This window comes from Streptomyces sp. NPDC111802 (genome assembly GCF_055634335.1).
Genome location: NZ_JBVKCZ010000078.1, coordinates 1 through 17,793 on the forward strand (window position 1 = coordinate 1; position 17,793 = coordinate 17,793).

The 17,793-nt window shown below is 70.1% G+C and carries 12 protein-coding genes and 4 pseudogenes; 10 read left to right on the forward strand and 6 right to left on the reverse strand.

Annotation, left to right across the window (positions count from 1 at the left end; translation table 11 throughout):
• Positions 1 to 91: 91 nt before the first annotated feature.
• Together ACZ7NC_RS41815 and ACZ7NC_RS41820 are read right to left on the reverse strand one after the other, a co-directional pair.
• Positions 92 to 2,158 carry a SpoIIE family protein phosphatase gene (locus tag ACZ7NC_RS41815; protein ID WP_471496961.1) on the reverse strand — a complete coding sequence of 689 codons (2,067 nt, stop codon included), beginning with the start codon at positions 2,156 to 2,158 and terminating at the stop codon, positions 92 to 94.
• A gap of 243 nt (positions 2,159 to 2,401) precedes the next feature.
• Positions 2,402 to 2,563: pseudogene (locus ACZ7NC_RS41820) on the reverse strand (asparaginase); the annotation flags it as partial.
• A gap of 577 nt (positions 2,564 to 3,140) precedes the next feature.
• Between ACZ7NC_RS41820 and ACZ7NC_RS41825 the strand changes: the two are divergent.
• Both ACZ7NC_RS41825 and ACZ7NC_RS41830 read left to right on the forward strand, forming a co-directional pair.
• A complete protein-coding gene (locus ACZ7NC_RS41825) occupies positions 3,141 to 5,609 on the forward strand; it encodes a SpoIIE family protein phosphatase (protein WP_471496963.1) in 2,469 nt (822 codons plus the stop codon).
• A gap of 181 nt (positions 5,610 to 5,790) precedes the next feature.
• Positions 5,791 to 6,359, forward strand: a pseudogene (locus tag ACZ7NC_RS41830) (LysR substrate-binding domain-containing protein); the annotation flags it as partial.
• A 17-nt stretch (positions 6,360 to 6,376) separates the two neighbouring features.
• Here the strand turns inward: ACZ7NC_RS41830 and ACZ7NC_RS41835 are convergent.
• The 4 genes and pseudogenes from ACZ7NC_RS41835 to ACZ7NC_RS41850 form a co-directional block, all read right to left on the reverse strand.
• Complete coding sequence (locus ACZ7NC_RS41835; RefSeq protein ID WP_471496966.1) at positions 6,377 to 7,522, reverse strand: hypothetical protein; 1,146 nt, start codon at positions 7,520 to 7,522, stop codon at positions 6,377 to 6,379.
• Between the two features lie 311 nt (positions 7,523 to 7,833).
• Positions 7,834 to 8,532 (reverse strand): LuxR C-terminal-related transcriptional regulator, encoded by a 699-nt coding sequence (locus ACZ7NC_RS41840; protein WP_471496968.1) that lies wholly within the window; start codon positions 8,530 to 8,532, stop codon positions 7,834 to 7,836.
• Positions 8,533 to 8,744: 212 nt separating this feature from the next.
• A complete protein-coding gene (locus tag ACZ7NC_RS41845) occupies positions 8,745 to 9,647 on the reverse strand; it encodes an amidohydrolase family protein (protein WP_471496970.1) in 903 nt (300 codons plus the stop codon).
• 130 nt (positions 9,648 to 9,777) lie between these two features.
• A pseudogene (locus tag ACZ7NC_RS41850) lies at positions 9,778 to 9,969 on the reverse strand (CorA family divalent cation transporter); the annotation flags it as partial.
• Positions 9,970 to 10,429: 460 nt separating this feature from the next.
• On the opposite strand from ACZ7NC_RS41850, the gene ACZ7NC_RS41855 reads away from it, so the two are divergent.
• From ACZ7NC_RS41855 to ACZ7NC_RS41890, 8 genes and pseudogenes are all read left to right on the forward strand, one after another.
• Positions 10,430 to 12,193: a hypothetical protein gene (locus ACZ7NC_RS41855; RefSeq protein ID WP_471496972.1), complete on the forward strand. Its 1,764-nt coding sequence runs from the start codon at positions 10,430 to 10,432 to the stop codon at positions 12,191 to 12,193.
• Positions 12,193 to 12,594 (forward strand): hypothetical protein, encoded by a 402-nt coding sequence (locus ACZ7NC_RS41860; RefSeq protein WP_471496974.1) that lies wholly within the window; start codon positions 12,193 to 12,195, stop codon positions 12,592 to 12,594. The genes ACZ7NC_RS41855 and ACZ7NC_RS41860 overlap by 1 nt, the downstream gene beginning before the upstream one ends.
• A gap of 107 nt (positions 12,595 to 12,701) precedes the next feature.
• On the forward strand, positions 12,702 to 13,118 hold the full coding sequence (locus ACZ7NC_RS41865) for a hypothetical protein (protein WP_471496976.1): 417 nt from the start codon (positions 12,702 to 12,704) through the stop codon (positions 13,116 to 13,118).
• Positions 13,102 to 13,800, forward strand: a complete 699-nt coding sequence (locus ACZ7NC_RS41870; protein WP_471496978.1) for a hypothetical protein — start codon at positions 13,102 to 13,104, stop codon at positions 13,798 to 13,800. The genes ACZ7NC_RS41865 and ACZ7NC_RS41870 overlap by 17 nt, the downstream gene beginning before the upstream one ends.
• A gap of 657 nt (positions 13,801 to 14,457) precedes the next feature.
• Positions 14,458 to 15,387 carry a helix-turn-helix transcriptional regulator gene (locus ACZ7NC_RS41875; protein WP_471496980.1) on the forward strand — a complete coding sequence of 310 codons (930 nt, stop codon included), beginning with the start codon at positions 14,458 to 14,460 and terminating at the stop codon, positions 15,385 to 15,387.
• Between the two features lie 101 nt (positions 15,388 to 15,488).
• Positions 15,489 to 16,444 (forward strand): annotated as a pseudogene (locus ACZ7NC_RS41880) (IS481 family transposase).
• A 258-nt stretch (positions 16,445 to 16,702) separates the two neighbouring features.
• Positions 16,703 to 17,158 (forward strand): hypothetical protein, encoded by a 456-nt coding sequence (locus ACZ7NC_RS41885; protein WP_471496982.1) that lies wholly within the window; start codon positions 16,703 to 16,705, stop codon positions 17,156 to 17,158.
• Positions 17,159 to 17,216: 58 nt separating this feature from the next.
• A complete protein-coding gene (locus ACZ7NC_RS41890) occupies positions 17,217 to 17,621 on the forward strand; it encodes a hypothetical protein (protein WP_471496984.1) in 405 nt (134 codons plus the stop codon).
• Positions 17,622 to 17,793: the final 172 nt, after the last annotated feature.

Below are 17,793 nucleotides of genomic sequence, written 5' to 3' on the forward strand. Positions count from 1 at the left end.
CAACTCGCCCCGGAGCCGGTCCACTTCCCCCAACCTCACTCCGGGAAGCTGCCCACGATCAGCCGAGATCACTCAACGTAACAAAGTACTACTAGAGCACCCGGGCCACGAGGAGCGCGACGTCGTCATGGTCGTCGGGATGGCGCAGTCCGTAAAGGAGCAGGTCGCAGGTCTCCTCCAGGGGTCTGCGGGGTTCGTCGAGGAAGCTGAGAAGGACGTTCAGACGGTCGTCGATGGAGTGTTGCCGCGTCTCGACGAGACCGTCGGTGTAGAGGACCAGCAGATCGCCGGGGCCCAGGTCGACCGTGGTGGCCTCGAAGGGGATGCCGCCGACGCCGAGCGGGGCGCCCGCGGGCAGATCCAGCAGTTGCGGTGGCTGGCCGGGGCGGGCCAGCGCGGGCGGCATATGGCCGGCGTTGGCGATGTGGCACTGCTGGGTGTGGGGGTCGTACACCGCGTACAGGCAGGTGACGATGTAGTGCTCCAGATCGCAGGTGATCTTGTCCAGGTGCTGGAGCACGGAGCCGGGGTCGAGGTCGAGGTCCGCGTAGGCGACGGTGGCGGTGCGCAGCCGGCCCATGGTGGCGGCGGCGTCGATGCCGTTGCCCATGACATCGCCGACGACCAGCGTGGTCCTGTCGCCCTCCAGCGGGATGACGTCGTACCAGTCGCCGCCGACCTCGCTGGTGGCCTGGGCCGGCTGGTAGCGGGAGGCGAGTTCCAGGCCGGTGTGGTGCGGCGGGTGGTCGGGCAGCAGACTGCGCTGCAGGGTCAGCGCGGTGTTGCGCACGCTCTGGAACCAGCGGGCGTTGTCGATGGCCACGGCGGCCCGGCTGGCCAGCTCACTGGCGAGGACCACGTCGTCCTCGTCGAACGGCAGCGGGTTGCGCGTCCGCTTGAGGTCGAGGGCGCCCAGGATCTCGCCGTGCGCGATCAACGGCACGGCCAGATACGAGTGGACGCCCGCGCGCGCCAGCAGGGAGGTGGCCTCGTCGTCCCGCGCGATGCGCCGCAGATCTTCCTCGCCGACGTGTCGCACGAGGACCGGCCGGCCCGTGTGGACGCACAGCGTGACCAGCCGGTCCCCGTCGTACGCGGCGAGGTCACCCGGCGGGTCGGCGGCGCGCAGGGCCGCGCTCGGATACGCCGCCTTGAGCGCGAGTGCGCGGAACAGCTCCGGGCCGTTGTCCGGCTGCCGCATACGCCTGCAGGCCAGGGCGGAGTCCAGGATGTCCACGGCCACCACGTCGGCCAGGTCGGGCGTGGCGACGTCCGCCAGCTCGTGCGCGGTGCGCTCCACCTCCAGCGTGGTGCCGACACGGGTGGAGGCGTCGGCGATCAGCGCCAGGCGCCGGCGGGCCCGGTCGGCCTCGGCGGCCGCGCGGTGCCGTTCGGTGACGTCGACGAAGGAGATGGCCGCGCCCAGGGTCCGTCCGCCCGGGTCCTCCAGCCGGTAGAACGACAACGACCAGGCGTGTTCGTGGTCGGGGTCGGCCGGCGGGCGGCCCACGTGGTACTGGTCGAGCAGCGGGGTGCCGGTGGTGAGCACCTGGCGCACACAGGACTCGATCGTGTCGATGTCCGGCATCGGCAGGGTCTCGCGCAGTCGGCGTCCCACGTGCTCTTCCGCCGGGGTGCCGTCGACGCGCTCCAGTGCTGGGTTGACCAGCAGAAAGCGCATGTCGGGGTCGACGAGGGCGAGACCGATCGGGGACTGGTTGATCAGCCGTTCGCACAGCGCCAGGTCGGTCTCGACGCGCTGGAGCAGGGAGTGGTCGGCCGCGATGCCCAGGGCGTAGACGTCCCCGAGATCGTCCAGCAGCCGCATGTTGCGGAACTCCGTCAGCCGGGTGCTGCCGTCCTTGTGCCGCACCGGGAAGGTGCCGGCCCAGCTGCGGCCGGTCTCCAGCACCTCCGTGAACAGTTGCACCACGGCCGGCAGATGCTCGGGGTGGATGAACAGCCGCGCCGCCGGCGTACCGAGAGCCTCCTCGGCCGTGTATCCGAACAATTCCTCGGCCTGCGGGGTCCAGAACACCACGCGCCCGGCGGCGTCGACGACCACCGCGGCCACGCTCAGCACATCGAGCAGACCGGTCGGCCGGGTCGGCTCCGTGCCGTACCCGCTCCCGTCGGATTTCAAGGATTCGGCTGTCATCCCAGCTCCTCCACCGGCGGCACCTCACCGGCCGCAACCCCAGCCGGGTACCACGCCAACGCCGACCGGCACCTCCATGCTCCTCCCGGGTGTGTTGCATTGGCCAGTTCGGGGGTGGGGAGGGGTGAGTGGGTGGGTGCGTGTTGGGGGGCGGGGGGGGGCGTGGGTCTGCGGACCGACCTGTTTCCGGCCCTGCACTCGGCTGGGGTCGGCCGTGGTCGAGCTGTGTGGGATCGGATGCGGGGCCGTCGGGGTCTGTGCGCATCGGTTGATACGAGCCGCCGCACGGGCCGGGCCGTGCAGCGAGACGGAGAACAGCGGCGCACCGCACCCGTCGACGGTCACCCGCGCGATCCGCTGCCCGGTGAGGTCCTCGACGATTTCCGCGATGGCCTGCTGGAGCGGAACGGACAGGGCCTCCCTCGACCGCTGCGCCCTGGCCAGCGCCTGCGACTCCCGGAGCAGCCATTCTCCGGGAGTGGCAGGCAACCCCCGGAGCAGCCCTGCGCCGGGACACTCGGGGGCCGTCGGCCCGTGAGCGTCGGGCCCGCGAGGGGGGACGTGCGCATCCGGCCTTGCGTCAGGGGCCGCAGGCCCTCGGCCCGCGGGCCGAGGGGCTGTGCGTATCGGGCTTTGCGGCGGGGGCTGTGGCCCGTTGGCCCGTGGGCTTCCTGCCTCGCTGTCGGGACCGCTGGCCGCGGGCCGCGGGGCTGTGCGTATCGGGCCTTGCGGCGGGGCCGTGTCCCCTCGGCCCGCGGGCCTCCCGTCTCGCCACCGGGACCGGGACCGGGACCGCGGGCAGCAGGCCGCAGGCCCGTGCCGATCGGGGCTGCGACGGAACCGCGACCCCTCGGCCCATGGGCGGTAGCCGGCGTCGCGGCGCGCCCCCGCAAGCCCTCGGCCCGTGCGCAACCGGCGGACTAGCAGGAACATGGTCGTGTAGAGGACGGGACGGACCCCCAGGGACGCTGCGTGAGGACCCATGGATGCTCCGCGAGAATGGCCCGACGCGCCCACGCACGCAGGACCGCGCGCGCTCTTCGACGCGTCCACCGACGCGGCGGCGGTGTTGTCCGGACGCGGCGTTGTGCTCGGCTGGACCCGGGCCGCGGAGGAACTCCTCGACCTCCCGGCGTCGGAGACCGTCGGCGCCTCCGCCGCACGTCTGCTGGCGATGCCCGGTGACCCGGCCCGCGCGGTCGGTGTCGCCGAGCGCTGCCGGGCCGGCATGGGATGGAGCGGGCACATCCCGCTGCGGCACCGCGACGGCCGCCGTATCGACGTGGACCTACGCGTCTCCGCGTCCTTCCGCATCGGCGCCGACGAGTGCTTCCTGGTCTCCGCGCGCGAGCAGCGGCAGCAGTGGACGGTGGGCCAGTCCGTCCTCGACGGCTTCCTGACCCGCTCCCCGGTCGGCATGGCCGTGATGGACACCGAGCTGCGCTACGTCTGGCTCAACGACACCCTGGAACGCTTCGGCGGCGTCCCCCGCGAGCAGCGTCTCGGCCGCCGGCTGAGCGAACTGCTGCCCGGGCTCCAGGCGGACACCATCGAGGGCCTGATGCGCAAGGTCCTGGACACCGGCGTCCCCGTCACGGACTACGAGTACGTGGGCTGGAGCTGGGCCGACCCGCACCGCCAGCACGCCTACTCCACGTCGTTCTTCCCGCTGGTGGACGTCGACAACGCGATCACCGGGGTCTGCTACATGGTCTCGGACGTCACCGAACGCTGGAACGCCCGCCAGCTGCTGTCGCTGGTCAACGAGGCCGGGACCCGCATCGGCACCACGCTGGACGTGCTGTGGACGGCCCAGGAGCTGGCCGACTTCGCCGTGCCCCGCTTCGCCGACTTCGTCTTCGTGGACCTGCTGGAGCCCGTGCTCAGCACCGAGGGGCACGGCGCGTGGCTGACCGACGCGGGCCCGGCCCCCGCCAAGCCGGTGATGCGCAGGGCCGGCCTGAGTTCGGTGCGCGAAGGCTCCCCGGAGGCCGTGGCGCGGGTCGGGGAACGGGTCGACTTCGTGCCGCCCCCGCACGACGCGCAACTGCTCATCGGCGGCGAACCGATCCTCATCCCGGTCCTCGACCCGTCCGACGAGGTGTGGGTCAGCGAACAGCCCGCGCGGGCGGCCAGCATCCGCGAGTTCGGCCTGCACTCCCTGATCTCCGTGCCGATGCGCGCACGCAACGCCGCGCTCGGCCTCGCCACGTTCATCCGCTCGCTCAATCCCGTCTCGTTCCAGCCCGACGACGTCCTCGTCGCCCAGGAACTGGTGGCCCGCGCGGCCCTCTGCGTCGACAACGCCCGCCGCTACACCCGGGAACACACCGCGGCGGTCACCCTCCAGCGCAGTCTGCTGCCGCAGGCCCTGACCGGCGGTACGGCACTGGAGGTGGCCTCCTCCTACCGGCCGGCGGACCCGACCGGCGGCGTGGGCGGCGACTGGTTCGACGTGATCCCGCTCTCCGGCGCCCGGGTCGGCCTCGTCGTCGGCGACGTGGTCGGCCACGGCATCACCGCGGCGGCGACCATGGGCCGGCTGCGCACCGCCGTACAGACCCTGGCCGACATGGAGATGCCGCCCGACGAACTGCTGGCCCACCTCGACGACCTCGTGCTCCGGCTCAGCGAGGAGCGGGACGGCGACGGGGGCGACGCGGCCCAGCGCGGCACGGCGGGATTCCTCGGCGCGACCTGTCTGTACGCCGTCTACGACCCGGTCACCCGGAGCTGCACGATGGCCCGCGCCGGACACCCGCCCCCGGTCGTCGTCACGCCCGACGGGCAGGTCTCCTTCCCCGAACCGCCGCCCGGGCCGCCGCTCGGCCTCGGCGGAATCGCGTTCGAGTCCACCGAGATCGAACTCGCCGAGAACAGTCTGCTCGGCCTCTACACCGACGGCCTGGTGGAGGCCGCCGACCGGGACATGGAGCACGGCATGGCCCGTCTGGGCGAGTTGCTGTCGCGGCGGGACCTCGACCTCGACACCTTGTGCTCGTCGGTGGTGCGGCAGCTGGTGCCCACACCGCAGCCCGACGACATCGCCCTGCTCCTGGCCCGCACCCACGCCCTGGGTGCCGAGCACGTCGTCTCGTGGGAGGTGCCCGTGGACCCGGCCGCCGTCGCCGACGTCCGGGCCCGGGCGACCCGCCAGGTGGAGGCGTGGGGCTTCGGCGAACTGGCCATGACGACCGAACTGATCGTGAGCGAGCTGGTCACCAACGCCATCCGTTACGCCGAGCCCCCCATCCGCCTACGACTGCTCCGCGACTCCCGCCTGACCTGCGAGGTCGCCGACGCCAGCAGCACCGCCCCGCGTCTGCGCCACGCCCGGAGCACGGACGAGGGCGGCCGCGGTCTGTTCCTGGTGGCCCAGCTCGCCCATCGCTGGGGCGCCCGCTACACCGCCGGCGGGAAGATCATCTGGGCCGAACAGGAGATCCCGTAGAGGCGACGTTTCCCCCTCCCCCTCCTCGACCCCCGCGCTCAGCCGATCGGGCATTTCGCCGGAGACCGGGGCGACGCCCATGGCCACCGCGTCCTCCGCCTCGCCCAGACCGAGCGCCACGGTCGCGATCGCGAGGCCGAACCGCAGGCCGGTCCGCCAGGCGTTCCCCGCGAGGGCGGGCCTGACCGGCACTCTGCGCATCGCCTCCTTCCATACGCCCGCGCTCGGGTCGCTGCGCGAGCCGCACCCACATCTGCGCGTCCACGTCACACAGGCGGAACCGGAGAAGGCCCTTCCCGCCCTACAGGCACGCGACTTCGATCTGGTCCTCGCCCTCGCTCGCCGACCACCCCTGGGTGAGGGAACCCGAGGGCACGGCCGCCCGGCACTGGGCCATGCCCTGTGCCGCCACGCCGGCTTCGAACCGGACGTACGGTTCGAGACCACGACCTGCTGCTCCACCTCCGCCTCGTCGAACGGGGGCTGGCCGCGGCCTTCCTCCCCGACCTCGTCCGGAACGGGCACCCCCCCGACCGTCGCCCTCCACCAACTCCCTCGCGGCCAACGCGCCCGCCGCGCCTTCATGGTCGTACGCCGGGGCCGTGGCCACCACCCCCGATCCTCGCCTGCCGGGACGCGCTCCACCGGGCGATCGAGCTGCGCCGGCCCGCCGACTCCGTCCGCACCCCGACAGCGGTGATGCCGGGCCCGGATCGTCCGGGCCCGGCATCACCTGGGCTGCACCAGTGAGGATCAGGCGCTCCTGGTCACCACTCCTTCTTCTGGTGCTTGGTGTGGGAGGGCTTGCTCGGGTGGTCGGGCTTGACCGGGTGGACCGGCTTGGACGGGTAGTCAGGCTTCTCCGGGTGGGAGGGCTTTGACGGGTAGTCGGGCTTCACCGGATGCGCGGGCTTGGAGGGGTAGTCGGGCTTGATGGGCTTGGCGGGGTATGCGGGCTTGGCCGGGTAGTCAGGCTTGACGGGCTTGGCCGGGTAGTCGGGCTTCACCGGCTTGGCCGGGTAGGCGGGCTTCGCGGGATAGGCGGGCTTGACGGGCTTCGCCGGGTAGTCAGGCTTGACGGGCTTCGCCGGGTAGGCGGGCTTGGCGGGGTATGCGGGCTTGCTCGGGTAGTCAGGCTTGACGGGCTTGGCGGGGTATGCGGGCTTGGCCGGGTAGTCGGGCTTGACCGGCTTGGCGGGGTAGGCGGGCTTCGCGGGGTAGTCGGGCTTGACGGGCTTCGCCGGGTAGGCGGGCTTGGCGGGGTATGCGGGCTTGCTCGGGTAGTCAGGCTTGACGGGCTTCGCGGGGTAGGCGGGCTTGGCCGGGTAGTCAGGCTTGACGGGCTTCGCCGGGTAGGCGGGCTTGGCGGGGTATGCGGGCTTGGCCGGATACTCGGGCTTGACGGGCTTGGTCGGGTACGCGGGCTTGGCCGGGTAGTCAGGCTTGACCGGCTTGGCCGGATAGGCGGGCTTGGCCGGATACTCGGGCTTGACGGGCTTCGCCGGGTAGTCGGGCTTGACCGGCTTGATCGGGTACGCGGGCTTGGCCGGGTGCGCCGGATACTCGGGCTTGACCGGCTTCACCGGATACGCCGGCTTCTCCGGGTGTGCCGGCTTCACGGGGTGCGCGGGCTTGTCCGGGTGCGCCGGATACGCAGGCTTCCCCGGGTGAACCGGGTACACCGGTTTCCCCGGATGTACCGGTTTCCCTGGATGCACCGGCTTCGCCGGATACTCGGGCTTCGGCGCGTGCGCCGGGTGCGCTGGGTGGGCCGGCTTGTGCGGGTACGGCGTGTGGGGGGTCTTGTGGTCATCGGCGTAGGCGGTGCCCCCGCTCGCCAGGGCGGCTGCGGCGAGCGCGGCGGCCATGGCAGCCGGCGCCAGAACAGATCGCCATCTTGGCGATGTCGTCATCTTCCACTCTCCTCGACTTGGTTCAGGGCCTCGTGACGGCTGGTCAGCACCAAGAGCCGGACAGTGGAATGAATAGGAAATCGGGTGATATGAATAACACTGTGGCGGTCAAAGGCCACCGGATGGTGTAGCGCGGGACGCCAGTTGGCCCGGCGCCGACCCGTGGGGTCCAGGCACCTGGCAGCGACTCCCCGGACTTCCCCGGACTTCCCTGAACCCTCATGCACGCCGACCCGCCCCGCGACGCATCACTGGTGACGAATCGTCAGCAACCGGGTCGGCGCCGCCGCCGCCCGCACCCTGACGCGTCGTCAGGCAGCAGGCCGGACGAGCCCCGTCTCGTAGGCGAAGGTCACCGCCTGGACGCGGGCGCGGGCGCCGATCTTGGTGAGGATGTTGCTGACGTGCGTCTTGACGGTGGTCGGTGCGATGGACAACCGCTCGGCGATCTCGGCGTTGGACCAGCCGGAGGCGACGGCGACGAGGACGTCCCGCTCGCGTCCGGTGAGCGTGTCGAGCCCGGAATCGTACGGCCGGGTCCGTGCGGTGCGCTGTTCGCGGACCGCGTCGATGAGCGCGCGGGTCAGGGCTGGGGTGACGACGGCATTCCCGGCGGCCACGACTCGGACGGCCGAGGCGAGTTCGTCGGGGGCGGCGTCCTCCAGGAGGAATCCGTCCGCGCCGGCGCGCAGCGCGGCGTACGCGCACTCCTCGTGACCGGCGGGGATGAGCACCAGGACTCGGGAGGTGTGCGGGTCCGTGCCCGCGGGTTCGAGGGGGCGCGGCAGACGCCGGCGCCCGGCGATCCGCCGGACGGTGTCGACGCCGTCCTCCCCAGAGGGGCGGCCTGCCAGCAGGACGACATCGGGACGGAGCGCGGCGCTCATCCGGACCGCCTCGGCGCCGCTCGTCGCCTCCCCGGCGATCTCGATGTCGGGCTCGGCGCCCAGGAGCATACGCAGGGCGAGGCGCTGGAGAGACTGGTCGTTCACCACGAGTACGGAGACCATGCCTGTCTTCTTCCTGGTGGAGGCGGGTGGCGGCCTGCCAAGCAGAACGAAACGGTTTCGTTCACCACGTTAGCGTAGCTCCTGTAAAGGCGGAGTAGGTGATCGGTCAGGACTTCGCCCTGACCACTCCGGCGGCGTACGCCGTGATCACGGCGTGCTCGAGCGCGCCGACCAGGGCCCCGGCCCCGGCCCGCGCCATCGCCGGCCACGCGTCACAACGCGAACAACCGTGCCCCGTTGTCATGGCAGACGGCGCGCAGCCAGTCGTCCCCGAGCTCCAGGCGCTCCAGGGCAGCCAGCTGATGGACGTAGGGGTAAGGGATGTTGGGGAAGTCGCTGCCGAGCAGGATGCGGTCGCCGAGGCCGGCCAGCCGGGGCAGTGCCCGCGTCGGGAACGGCGCGAGGCGTTCGCTGAAGTCCGTGAACGCCATCGTCGTGTCGAGCCGCACCTCCTCGTACCGTTCGGCGAGGTCGAGGAAGTCCTCGTACTCGGGCAGCCCCATGTGTGCGATGACCAGCCGCAACCGGGGGTGCCGGGCGAGCACGCGCGCCACCGGCTCGGGTCCGGTGTGCTTGCCGGGCATGGGTCCCGAGCCGCAGTGGATCACGACCGGTGTCCCGGCCTCGGCCAGCAGTCCCCAGGCGGAGTCGAGGAGTTCGTCGGCCGGGTCGTACGCCCCCACCTGCACATGCGCCTTGAAGACCCGCGCACCCGCCTCGACCGCCCGGCCGACGTAGGCCTCGACTCCCGCCTCCGGGAAGAGCGTCGAGGTGTGCAGGCAGTCCGGGGTGCGGTGCGCGAAGTCGGCGGCCCAGTCGTTGAGCCACTCGGCCATGCCCGCCTTGTGCGGGTAGAGCATCGAGGTGAAGGCGCGGACGCCGAGGTCCCGGATCACGGCTATCCGCTCGGCCTCCTCCGCGCGATAGGTGATGGGCCACTCCAGCCCGCCGGTCAGCGTGCCGAGCGAGTCGAAGTAGTGCCACACCTTGCGCAGCACACGCTCGGGCATGAAGTGGGTGTGCACGTCGACGAGCCCCGGCAGCCCGAGCCGCCGCCAGAACCGCCGGACCTCGACCGCCTCGTCGGCCGTACTCGCGGCATCGGCGCTCGTCACTCGGTCCCTCAAGGCCGCCCGCCCCTCGCCGGTGGTGTACTGACCTGACTGGTCCGCGGGATCGTACCTGGAGGGGCCCCGCACACTGCCATGCGATGTGCGTGAGTGCCGGTCCCCCTTGGCTCGGTGCTCAGAGCCAGTCCCGCCGCTTGAAGATCACGTACAGACTGACGCAGACCACCCCCATCAAGCCGACCGCGAAGGGGTAGCCGAACCTCCAACTCAACTCCGGCATGTGCTCGAAGTTCATCCCGTAAATAGTGCCAACGAGTGTCGGAGCAAAGAGAATCGCCGCCCACGCCGAGATCTTCTTGATGTTGTCTACCGGAAGGCCCTGACCTGCGGTGATGCTGTCGAAACTCCCGCTGACCTGGGCTGATCCGTCTTTCTGGATCCTTCAGCGTCCTGTCCGGTAACGCAGTCGATTCTCCCCAGGCGCTCCCCAGCGCTCTTCGTACTCCCCAGATTCTCCCCAGAGATGGCGCGCGCCGTGAGGCTAGTGGGGAGGGGAGGCCGGCTCAACGGAGACGCTGGCGTAAGCACGCTGACTGACTGGGGGAAGTCTCGCAGCACTGACCCCGTGGACGCGACGCCTCGGAGCGCAAGACGGGGCTGGTCGAGAAACGCGGCCGCTTCCCGTAGCTGCGGCCGAGTGGCCTGAGGGGCAGAATTCGGTCAACTCCTACTCGCCAAGTCAGTTGCGTGCATTGTCGCGTTTGCGATCTGGCGGTTTCTGGATTTCGCCGTGAAGATGCCCGCCGTACTGGCGAACGGGGGGCGGGATGGGATTCGGGTGGGGCCTGCGGGTGCGGCCACGTGCGGCGGAGGACGTGGTCCAGGGGCCGGCGGTGCCGGTTCAACCCGCTCCTGCTGCCTCTGGTGAGGTGGATCCGACCGCGTCGGAGGTGACCGGGTTGCTCTGTCAGGCTGTTTACGCGCGGCCTGACCGGGTCAAGTCTGCCAAGGCGTGGTGGCAAAGGCTCCGCGGCAAGGACAAGGCGCCGGACAGACCCCGCCGCAGCACGCGCAGGCGTATCTACCTGGAGGGCAGCGATGACTGCCCGCCCCTGGGCGAGCCCATGGCGCAGTGGGTTTTGGATCATGTCCTGCACGGGCCGCCCGTGCCCGTGCCGTCGTACGGGTTCGACCTCATGCCGGTGGTCGCGCACAGTCTGCGTGCACGGCGGCGAAGGTGGCTCCGGTGGGTCGGCCTGTTGCTCGTCGCCGCGGGCGTGACCTATGCGGCACCCCGGGCTGCGGCTGTGTGGGGTGGGGTCCTCCTGGTGGCCTTGGTGATGCGGTGGGCTGCGCTGCGTGCGCAGCGGAAGGTGAAGAAGTCGCGGCTGGCGACCTCTCCTCGGTCGGCGTACGTGGTGCTGTGCGTGCCGTGGGTGCTCGCGGTGGTTCCGTTTCAGCCGGTCGGCGGTGAGGCTGTCGGTCTGCGGGTCGGCCTGCTGCTGTTGCCCTTTGCGTTGTTGGCTGGGGCCGCGTTGGTCTGTGGCGCGGATCGGCTCGTGGCCCGGGCTGCCCTTGGCGGGATCATCCGCGAAGGAGTGGCGTCCGGCCGGTTGCCTTGGGCAGCTGCGAAGGGCGGGCGTCGGATGGCACAGATTGGTCGGGAACAGACATGGCAGGAGCTGCCGTACGACCATCCGGAGCGTTTCGTTGGAGCCGGGCGCGACGTATGGGGTGCCGCAGACATTGGTATCCCGCTCAAGCCCATGGACCCGGAGGAGTCGGTCAAGCCGTTCGGCGAGTGGGAACTGTTGCGGAGGATGGGTGCTGCTCTCCGCGAGCTGGGGCGCGGGGCTCGGGAGATCACCGATCCGCTGCCGGGGTTCTCGGTCACAGAGGTGCAGGCTCTGCCGGCAGCGCTATGGCTCCAGCGCACTCGCGCGGCCAAGCTGGAAATGCCGGACCTGCGGGGACGGGGGCGCCGGTCCCCCTCCAGCATGCCGGACCGGCTGTACTTGCGTGCGCAGTGCGTCAGCTGGGACGGACAGGTGGTGGTCAGCGTGTTCGTGCACGCTGCGCTGGAAGCGGGGGAACTGCGGCTGACTGTCCGGCCGCAGGTGATCACGCCCGTGTACAACGAACTGCGGGTCGTCGGCGCTCCGGTCGCCAAGCGTGGTCCCCGTCTGTTCGGCTGGCTCGTGGCCCAATCGATACTGGACGCGGTCGCGAGGCCAGTAGCGCTCTGGCGGTTCGTGACTCGGCTCGGGCTCGGTGGACAGCGTGGGGAGGGCAGGGCCGAGGAAAAGGACCCGGTCAGCCTGCGGGACCGATACTCCACCGAGGAAGTCACCGATATGCACCAGAGTGACGATGCCAAGCGGCACGTCGTGCTGATGCAGACCTGCATCTTTCGGACCGTCTCCGAGTACCTCGAAGAAGTGGGCGTCGACACCGCCCCGTACGAGCGCCAAGTCGCCGCGGTCATCACCAACATTCAGGTCTACGGCGACAACAACGCGCCTATCCAGAACGTCGCGGGGAGCGACATCCGCGGCGTGGGCCAAAGCAACGGCACCCAGGGAGGCAAGTGATGATCTTCGGACGTGGCCGCCGCGAAGAGGAGCAAGGGCGGGGTTCGGGCATCAGCATCGGTGGCAACAACAACGCCCCCAATCAGAACGTCGTGGGGCAGAATATCTCCCACGTGTACCAGTCCGCCTCCGTGCAGGGCGCCGTCGACATCGAGACCGTACGTGGACTCCTCGCCTCTTTCCGCACCGACGTGGATCAGAACGAGGCGAGTCTCGCCAACGCGGCAGTGCTGCGTGCCATGACGGATTCCGTCGACACCTCGCTGGCCGCGACTGACCCCCAGGCGCAGGCCGGCGCCTTGAGGGGGGTCGCTCAAGCCCTTCCCGCTTTGGTGGCCGGAACCGCCGTCCAACAGGGCGGGCAGGTGCTTGCCAACGCCCTTTCGTCGTGGGTGGGTTGAATTAAAATGACGCCCTAACGGCCACTGGGATCCGGGATGAACCGTTCCGGCTGCCGACGTCTGCGCGCGCGGATACAGTGCTGGGACCAGTGGGGGAGAAGACACACGTGGACGAGCTGACCTTCGCCGTGACGACAGTGTTCGCGGCACTTCTCAGCCAGGCATCACAGGACACTTACGCGAAGGCGCGGGACATCATATGGCGCTTTCTGCGACGCGGCGACCAGCCGGACACCGCAGCCGAGTTGGAGCGCCTCGACCAGGATCGTGCGAGTGTCATGGAGCGTTCCGCGCCCGAGCGGGACGAGGCGGCACGCCGGGCTGCCGCTGGGTGGGCGCTGGGCTTGGAAGGACTCGTACGCGCGGACCGCGCGACCTTCGAGGAACTGCGGGCGCTTGTTGAAAGGGACGGGCCGACCACAGTGATCAACCAACACAACCACGGCTCGGGCACCTTCATCAACGGCAGTGTCGCTGGCGGGCTCACCATCAACCACGGTGCGGCGCATGGCAGAGACACCTGAACCATCGACCATGGGGGATCAGCACAACCACGGTCCCGGAATCTTCATCGCGGGTGACGTCATCGGGGACGTGCATCACCATGCTTCGTCCCGGCCAACCTTCCACCGGACCGCGCGCATCGAGGAGGATGAATCGGTCGGAGGCCCGGGCCGTGCCGGAAGGGCGCCTGTCAATGAGGAGCCGTCGGGCGAGAAAGGCAGGACGGGTCCGCTCAAGTCCCTGATCGGGAACGCGTTCGGCGCCTTCATGCTGTTCGGCATGGCCGGCTACGGTCTGGCAACCGTGTTCATGCCGACGCATCCGACATCGGAACGTGTCATTTCGGTCCCCCTGGCGGCTGGTCTGGCCTTGGGCGGTCTGGTGCCCCTGGCATCCTCGCTCGCCGTGCTCGCCGAACTCTGTGCCGCAGGCGCGGCGAACGCGGCCGGTTCGGCGGGCAGACGAGGACGGGAGGGGCGACGGACCGCCGCCCGTTTGAACCTGCGACAGGCACGTCTGGTCGCCCGCACGGCCCACTACTGTGCCGTGCTCGCCGGTTTCGTGGCAGCACTTGTTGGCTTCCTGGCCGCGAGTAGAAGAGCGGCGGACCGCTCCCAGGAGGCAAGCGATTGCGCGGAGTCGGAGGTCGCCAAGGCTTGTGCGGTCCTACAGCGGAGCGATCCGGCTACGGGGGCGCGTTGACGGCCGGGTCGGCGGGTTGATTCAACGTTGGCAACGCAGGAACGACCACTTCACTGACGCGATTTGGCCTGGCTCGACAACCACCCGTCGCGCAGCCGTCACGCGCCACGAGCAGGCCACCCCCGCCCAACTCGCCAACATGATCCGCTCGCACTGGCAGATCGAGGCCCTGCACCACGTACGGGACACCACCTTCGCCGAGGACGCCTCGCAGCTTCGGACCGGCAGTGCACCCCGCACCATGGCGACCTGGCGCAACCTTGCCACCGGCGCCCTGCGCATAGCCGGCACCCAGAACGTCGTCGTCACACTCCGGGCCAACTCCCGCGACCCGAAACTTCCGCTCGGCCTACTCGGCCTCACGCGATCACGAACCGGGGCGGCGCCAGCAGTGCGGCCACGACGGCGGCCCGGACGCGGGCATGGGCGAGTACACGGGTACGCGACAGCAGGACCTTCGGGAAGGACAGGAACAGGGTGGGTGAGTCGACCTGTAGAGCTGCAAAACGCCAGGTCAGCCGCCATGGGGCTGTGTGACGGCGTCTGGTGAGGAACGGTCATGGTCCGGTCACATTCGCCGGACGGAGCGGTCATGGGCCGCTGTGAGCCTCCTGTGTGTCCCCGCGACAGACCCGGGGAGAAGGAGAGGCTCAGACTGTGTCAGCGCTGCTCGTGCCGCCCAGCCGCGTGTGCCAAGCACGGGGCCGGGGCGTGGTCCTGCCGACCATCACCGCGGAGACCTACCGCGCCTTCCTCGCGACCCCCGCCGGCGCGGCGCTGGGTGCCGGTTTTCTGCAACTCCCGTCCTGGGCCGACGTCAAGGAGGGCTGGCGCGCCCAACTGCTCGGCTGGGGACCGGATCCGGAGGCAGGCGAATTGACGGGTGTGGCCCTGGTGCTGCTGCGGCAGTTCCCCGGCACCCGCAGGTACTTCGCCTACCTCCCCGAAGGCCCCGTCGCGGACTGGAACGCCCCCGATGTCGACGGCTGGCTCGGGCCGCTGCTTGAACACCTGCGCCGCGTGTGCGCCTTCGCTGAGGCGGCGGTGGACAACGCTGTCAGCGCGCAGACTGGCGAACCGCCCGCCGCCGCCCTGCGTTTCGCCCCCGCCCTCGCGGACGGCGACCCGGTGGTGGCCGCGTGGCTGGGGACCGCGCATACCTTCGCGCAGTTCGAACAGGTCCTTGTGCACAGCCTGGTGGATCTCCAGCCGCAGGACCACTCCGCCGCCCTGCCCGCGCACGCTCATCCGGCGCTATCGAGTGCCGTGCGACGGGCCATGGCGTACTGCGAGGAACACGCGGGTGAACTGGTGTCGGTAGCGGACATGGCTGCGGCGGCGCGGGTCAGCCCTCGTACCCTGCAGGACCGCTTTCGGACCGACCTCGGGACTACCCCTGCGGCCCACTTGCGGCGCGTACGGCTGGATCGGGTGCACCGGGACCTGCTGCGCATCGCGGAGGGTTCCGCGTCCGGGACGGTCGCCGAGGTCGCGGCGCGCTGGGGCTTCACTCACCTGGGCCGGTTCGCCGCGTACTACCGCGAGGCGTACGGGCAGGTGCCGTCCCGCACCGCCGAAAGGCGCTAGGTGTATTGATCACGAGCGTTGTTAACGCTGGCCGGGCTTGATCATGGCGAAGGCCTCCGTGTGTGGTGGAGGTGTCGAATCTTCACCGCACGGAGGCCTTCGTGTCCCACCGTAATGCCCGGCTGACCGTTCACGGCAGGCGGCTGCTGATCGAACGTGTCCGCTCTGGCCGTCCTGTCGCGCATGTCGCCGCGGAGATGGGTATCTCCCGTCCCACGGCCCACAGGTGGATCCGGGGCCGGCGGTCCGAGGGCGAAAGCGGGCTCATCGACTGCACAGCCGCCCACGCACGACACCGCACCGAACCACTGCCGCAACCGAAGCCCGCGTCTGCCGACTGCGCCAGAGCCGCAAGCTCGGACCCGCACGTCTCGGACCGATCCTCGGTCTGCCCGCGTCGACCGTGCACCGCATCCTCACCCGCCACGGCCTGAACCGACTGGCCTTCCTGGACCGGCCCACCGGCCAGGTCATCCGCCGCTACGAACGTGACCGGCCGGGCGAGCTGATCCATGTCGACGTCAAGAAACTCGGCCGCATCCCCGACGGCGGCGGTCACAAGGTCCTGGGCCGCCAGGTCGGCCGCGCCCGGCGCAACAGCGTGGGCTTCGACTACATCCACTCCGCCGTCGAGGACCACACCCGCTTCGCCTACAGCGAGAGCCACCCGGACGAGAAGGCCGCCACCTGCGCGACCTTCCTGCGCCGGGCAGCCGCCTTCTTCGCCGCATCGGGCATCGGCCAGCTCGAACGAGTCCTGACCGACAACGCCTGGCCCTACCGCAAGAGCTTCGCCTGGCGGCAGGCGCTGGCCGACCTCGGCGCAGCCGGCAAACTCACCCGCATCTGCCGGCCCCAGACCAATGGCAAGGTCGAACGCTTCAATCGCACCCTGCTCGACGAATGGGCCTACCTACGGCCCTACGCCAACAACGACGAAGGTACCGCCGCACTGGACAACTTCCTGCGCACCTACAACCATCACCGCTGCCACACCGCACTCGGCGGCCAGCCACCTATCAGCCGCGTGAACAACGCACCGGGTCAATGCAGCTAGAGCCTGCTGGTTTGAGGCGTGCTCAGGGCCGTTTCAGGAATGGGACCTGGCATTCCCGAGACCCGTTTTCCATTCCGAGGGTGTATCCGCCGGAGCGTGACAGGCCCGGGCCGTTCCGGCAATCCGATACGCGCGGAACACTCGGCGGAGAACGGATAGACGGCGGTCGTCCACCATTCATACGTTGTAACCAAGCCCAGAACACGGCATTTCCCGATGAGCTTTCTCCTGCCCCGGCCTGAAAGGCACAGCATGTCCTTGCAGAAAGACAAGAACCGGAAGACGCGGCGGAACGAGAGGGGTCGGCTGCCCCTGCGCGGTCTCGCCCTGGCGGGCGCGGGGGCCGCTCTGGCTACCGTGATCTCCGCCGCGCCTGCATCCGCCGCCTTTGGATCGGGCATCACCCAGATTCAGGGGGGCACGGGCGTCCTGGGCGTCAAATGGGACGCCCAGTCGCCCAGGTATCTCAACACGATCAGTGGGAACTTCATCTCTGCCACGGGCGTGGGCAATCCACGCCTCCACGTCCGGGTCCTGGACGCCCAGAACAGGGAGATGTTCAGCAGGGACCGCTCGTGGGGAGGCAACCGGCGCGACGAGGTCGCCACGTTCGAGGTCACGGTCCTCATGCCCCGCGACGCCTCGCGTGTCTGCGCCACGCTCTACGAGGGGGGCGGCTATATGGACACGGCTTGCTCCCCGGTCTACTTCTGAGCCCGGCACGCATCGGCCCGGATCCTCCGTCCCCCTCTCCGAAAGGAACAACGACACTATGAAGCGCATGGCCGCCGCGATGGCTGCGGGAATCGTCCTGGCGGGAACCGCCTCCGCCTCCGCGACCGAGGCCACCGACATCCGGACAGTCTGCCAGTCGACCACGCTTTTCGTTTCCCACGAGTTGTGTGTGACCTTCCAGAACGTGGCCGACGCCGACGTCGAGAAAATGGAAGTCCGTGCCACCACCAGCACCGGCATGGGCCACTGGGAGCTGTTCGGCCCGCGCGGCACCATCAAGAACAGCCTGGACGGAGAATGGAAGGACCGCACGCATGACTGGTCCGGATACCAGGACGGTGCGAACGGTGACCTGTGGTGCGCGGTCTTCTGGAGGGATACGGGCGCTGGCTACATCAAGGGCACCCAGCCGCTGTGCGTGAAGGCGACCAACCGGTGGTGAGTAGCGTTGGCACCTAGGCCAGCTGTGTCCGAGGACGCCGGGCAGGCCAGAGTACGGTGTGCGAGGGCTGTGGTGAACGGCTGAGACCGGGAACACGGCCCGATGCGATGGTCTGCTCGGCGATGTGTCGGGCCAGGCAGTGGAGGCGGTCCCCCCGGAGGGTGCCAGGGGG

Bases quoted from the DNA above. Each gene is read 5' to 3' on its own strand.
- ACZ7NC_RS41815 (WP_471496961.1), bottom strand. From the start codon at position 2,158: ATGACAGCCGAATCCTTGAAATCCGACGGGAGCGGGTACGGCACGGAG.
- ACZ7NC_RS41825 (WP_471496963.1), top strand. From the start codon at position 3,141: ATGGATGCTCCGCGAGAATGGCCCGACGCGCCCACGCACGCAGGACCG.
- ACZ7NC_RS41835 (WP_471496966.1), bottom strand. From the start codon at position 7,522: ATGACGACATCGCCAAGATGGCGATCTGTTCTGGCGCCGGCTGCCATG.
- ACZ7NC_RS41840 (WP_471496968.1), bottom strand. From the start codon at position 8,532: ATGGTCTCCGTACTCGTGGTGAACGACCAGTCTCTCCAGCGCCTCGCC.
- ACZ7NC_RS41855 (WP_471496972.1), top strand. From the start codon at position 10,430: ATGGGATTCGGGTGGGGCCTGCGGGTGCGGCCACGTGCGGCGGAGGAC.
- ACZ7NC_RS41860 (WP_471496974.1), top strand. From the start codon at position 12,193: ATGATCTTCGGACGTGGCCGCCGCGAAGAGGAGCAAGGGCGGGGTTCG.
- ACZ7NC_RS41870 (WP_471496978.1), top strand. From the start codon at position 13,102: ATGGCAGAGACACCTGAACCATCGACCATGGGGGATCAGCACAACCAC.
- ACZ7NC_RS41890 (WP_471496984.1), top strand. From the start codon at position 17,217: ATGAAGCGCATGGCCGCCGCGATGGCTGCGGGAATCGTCCTGGCGGGA.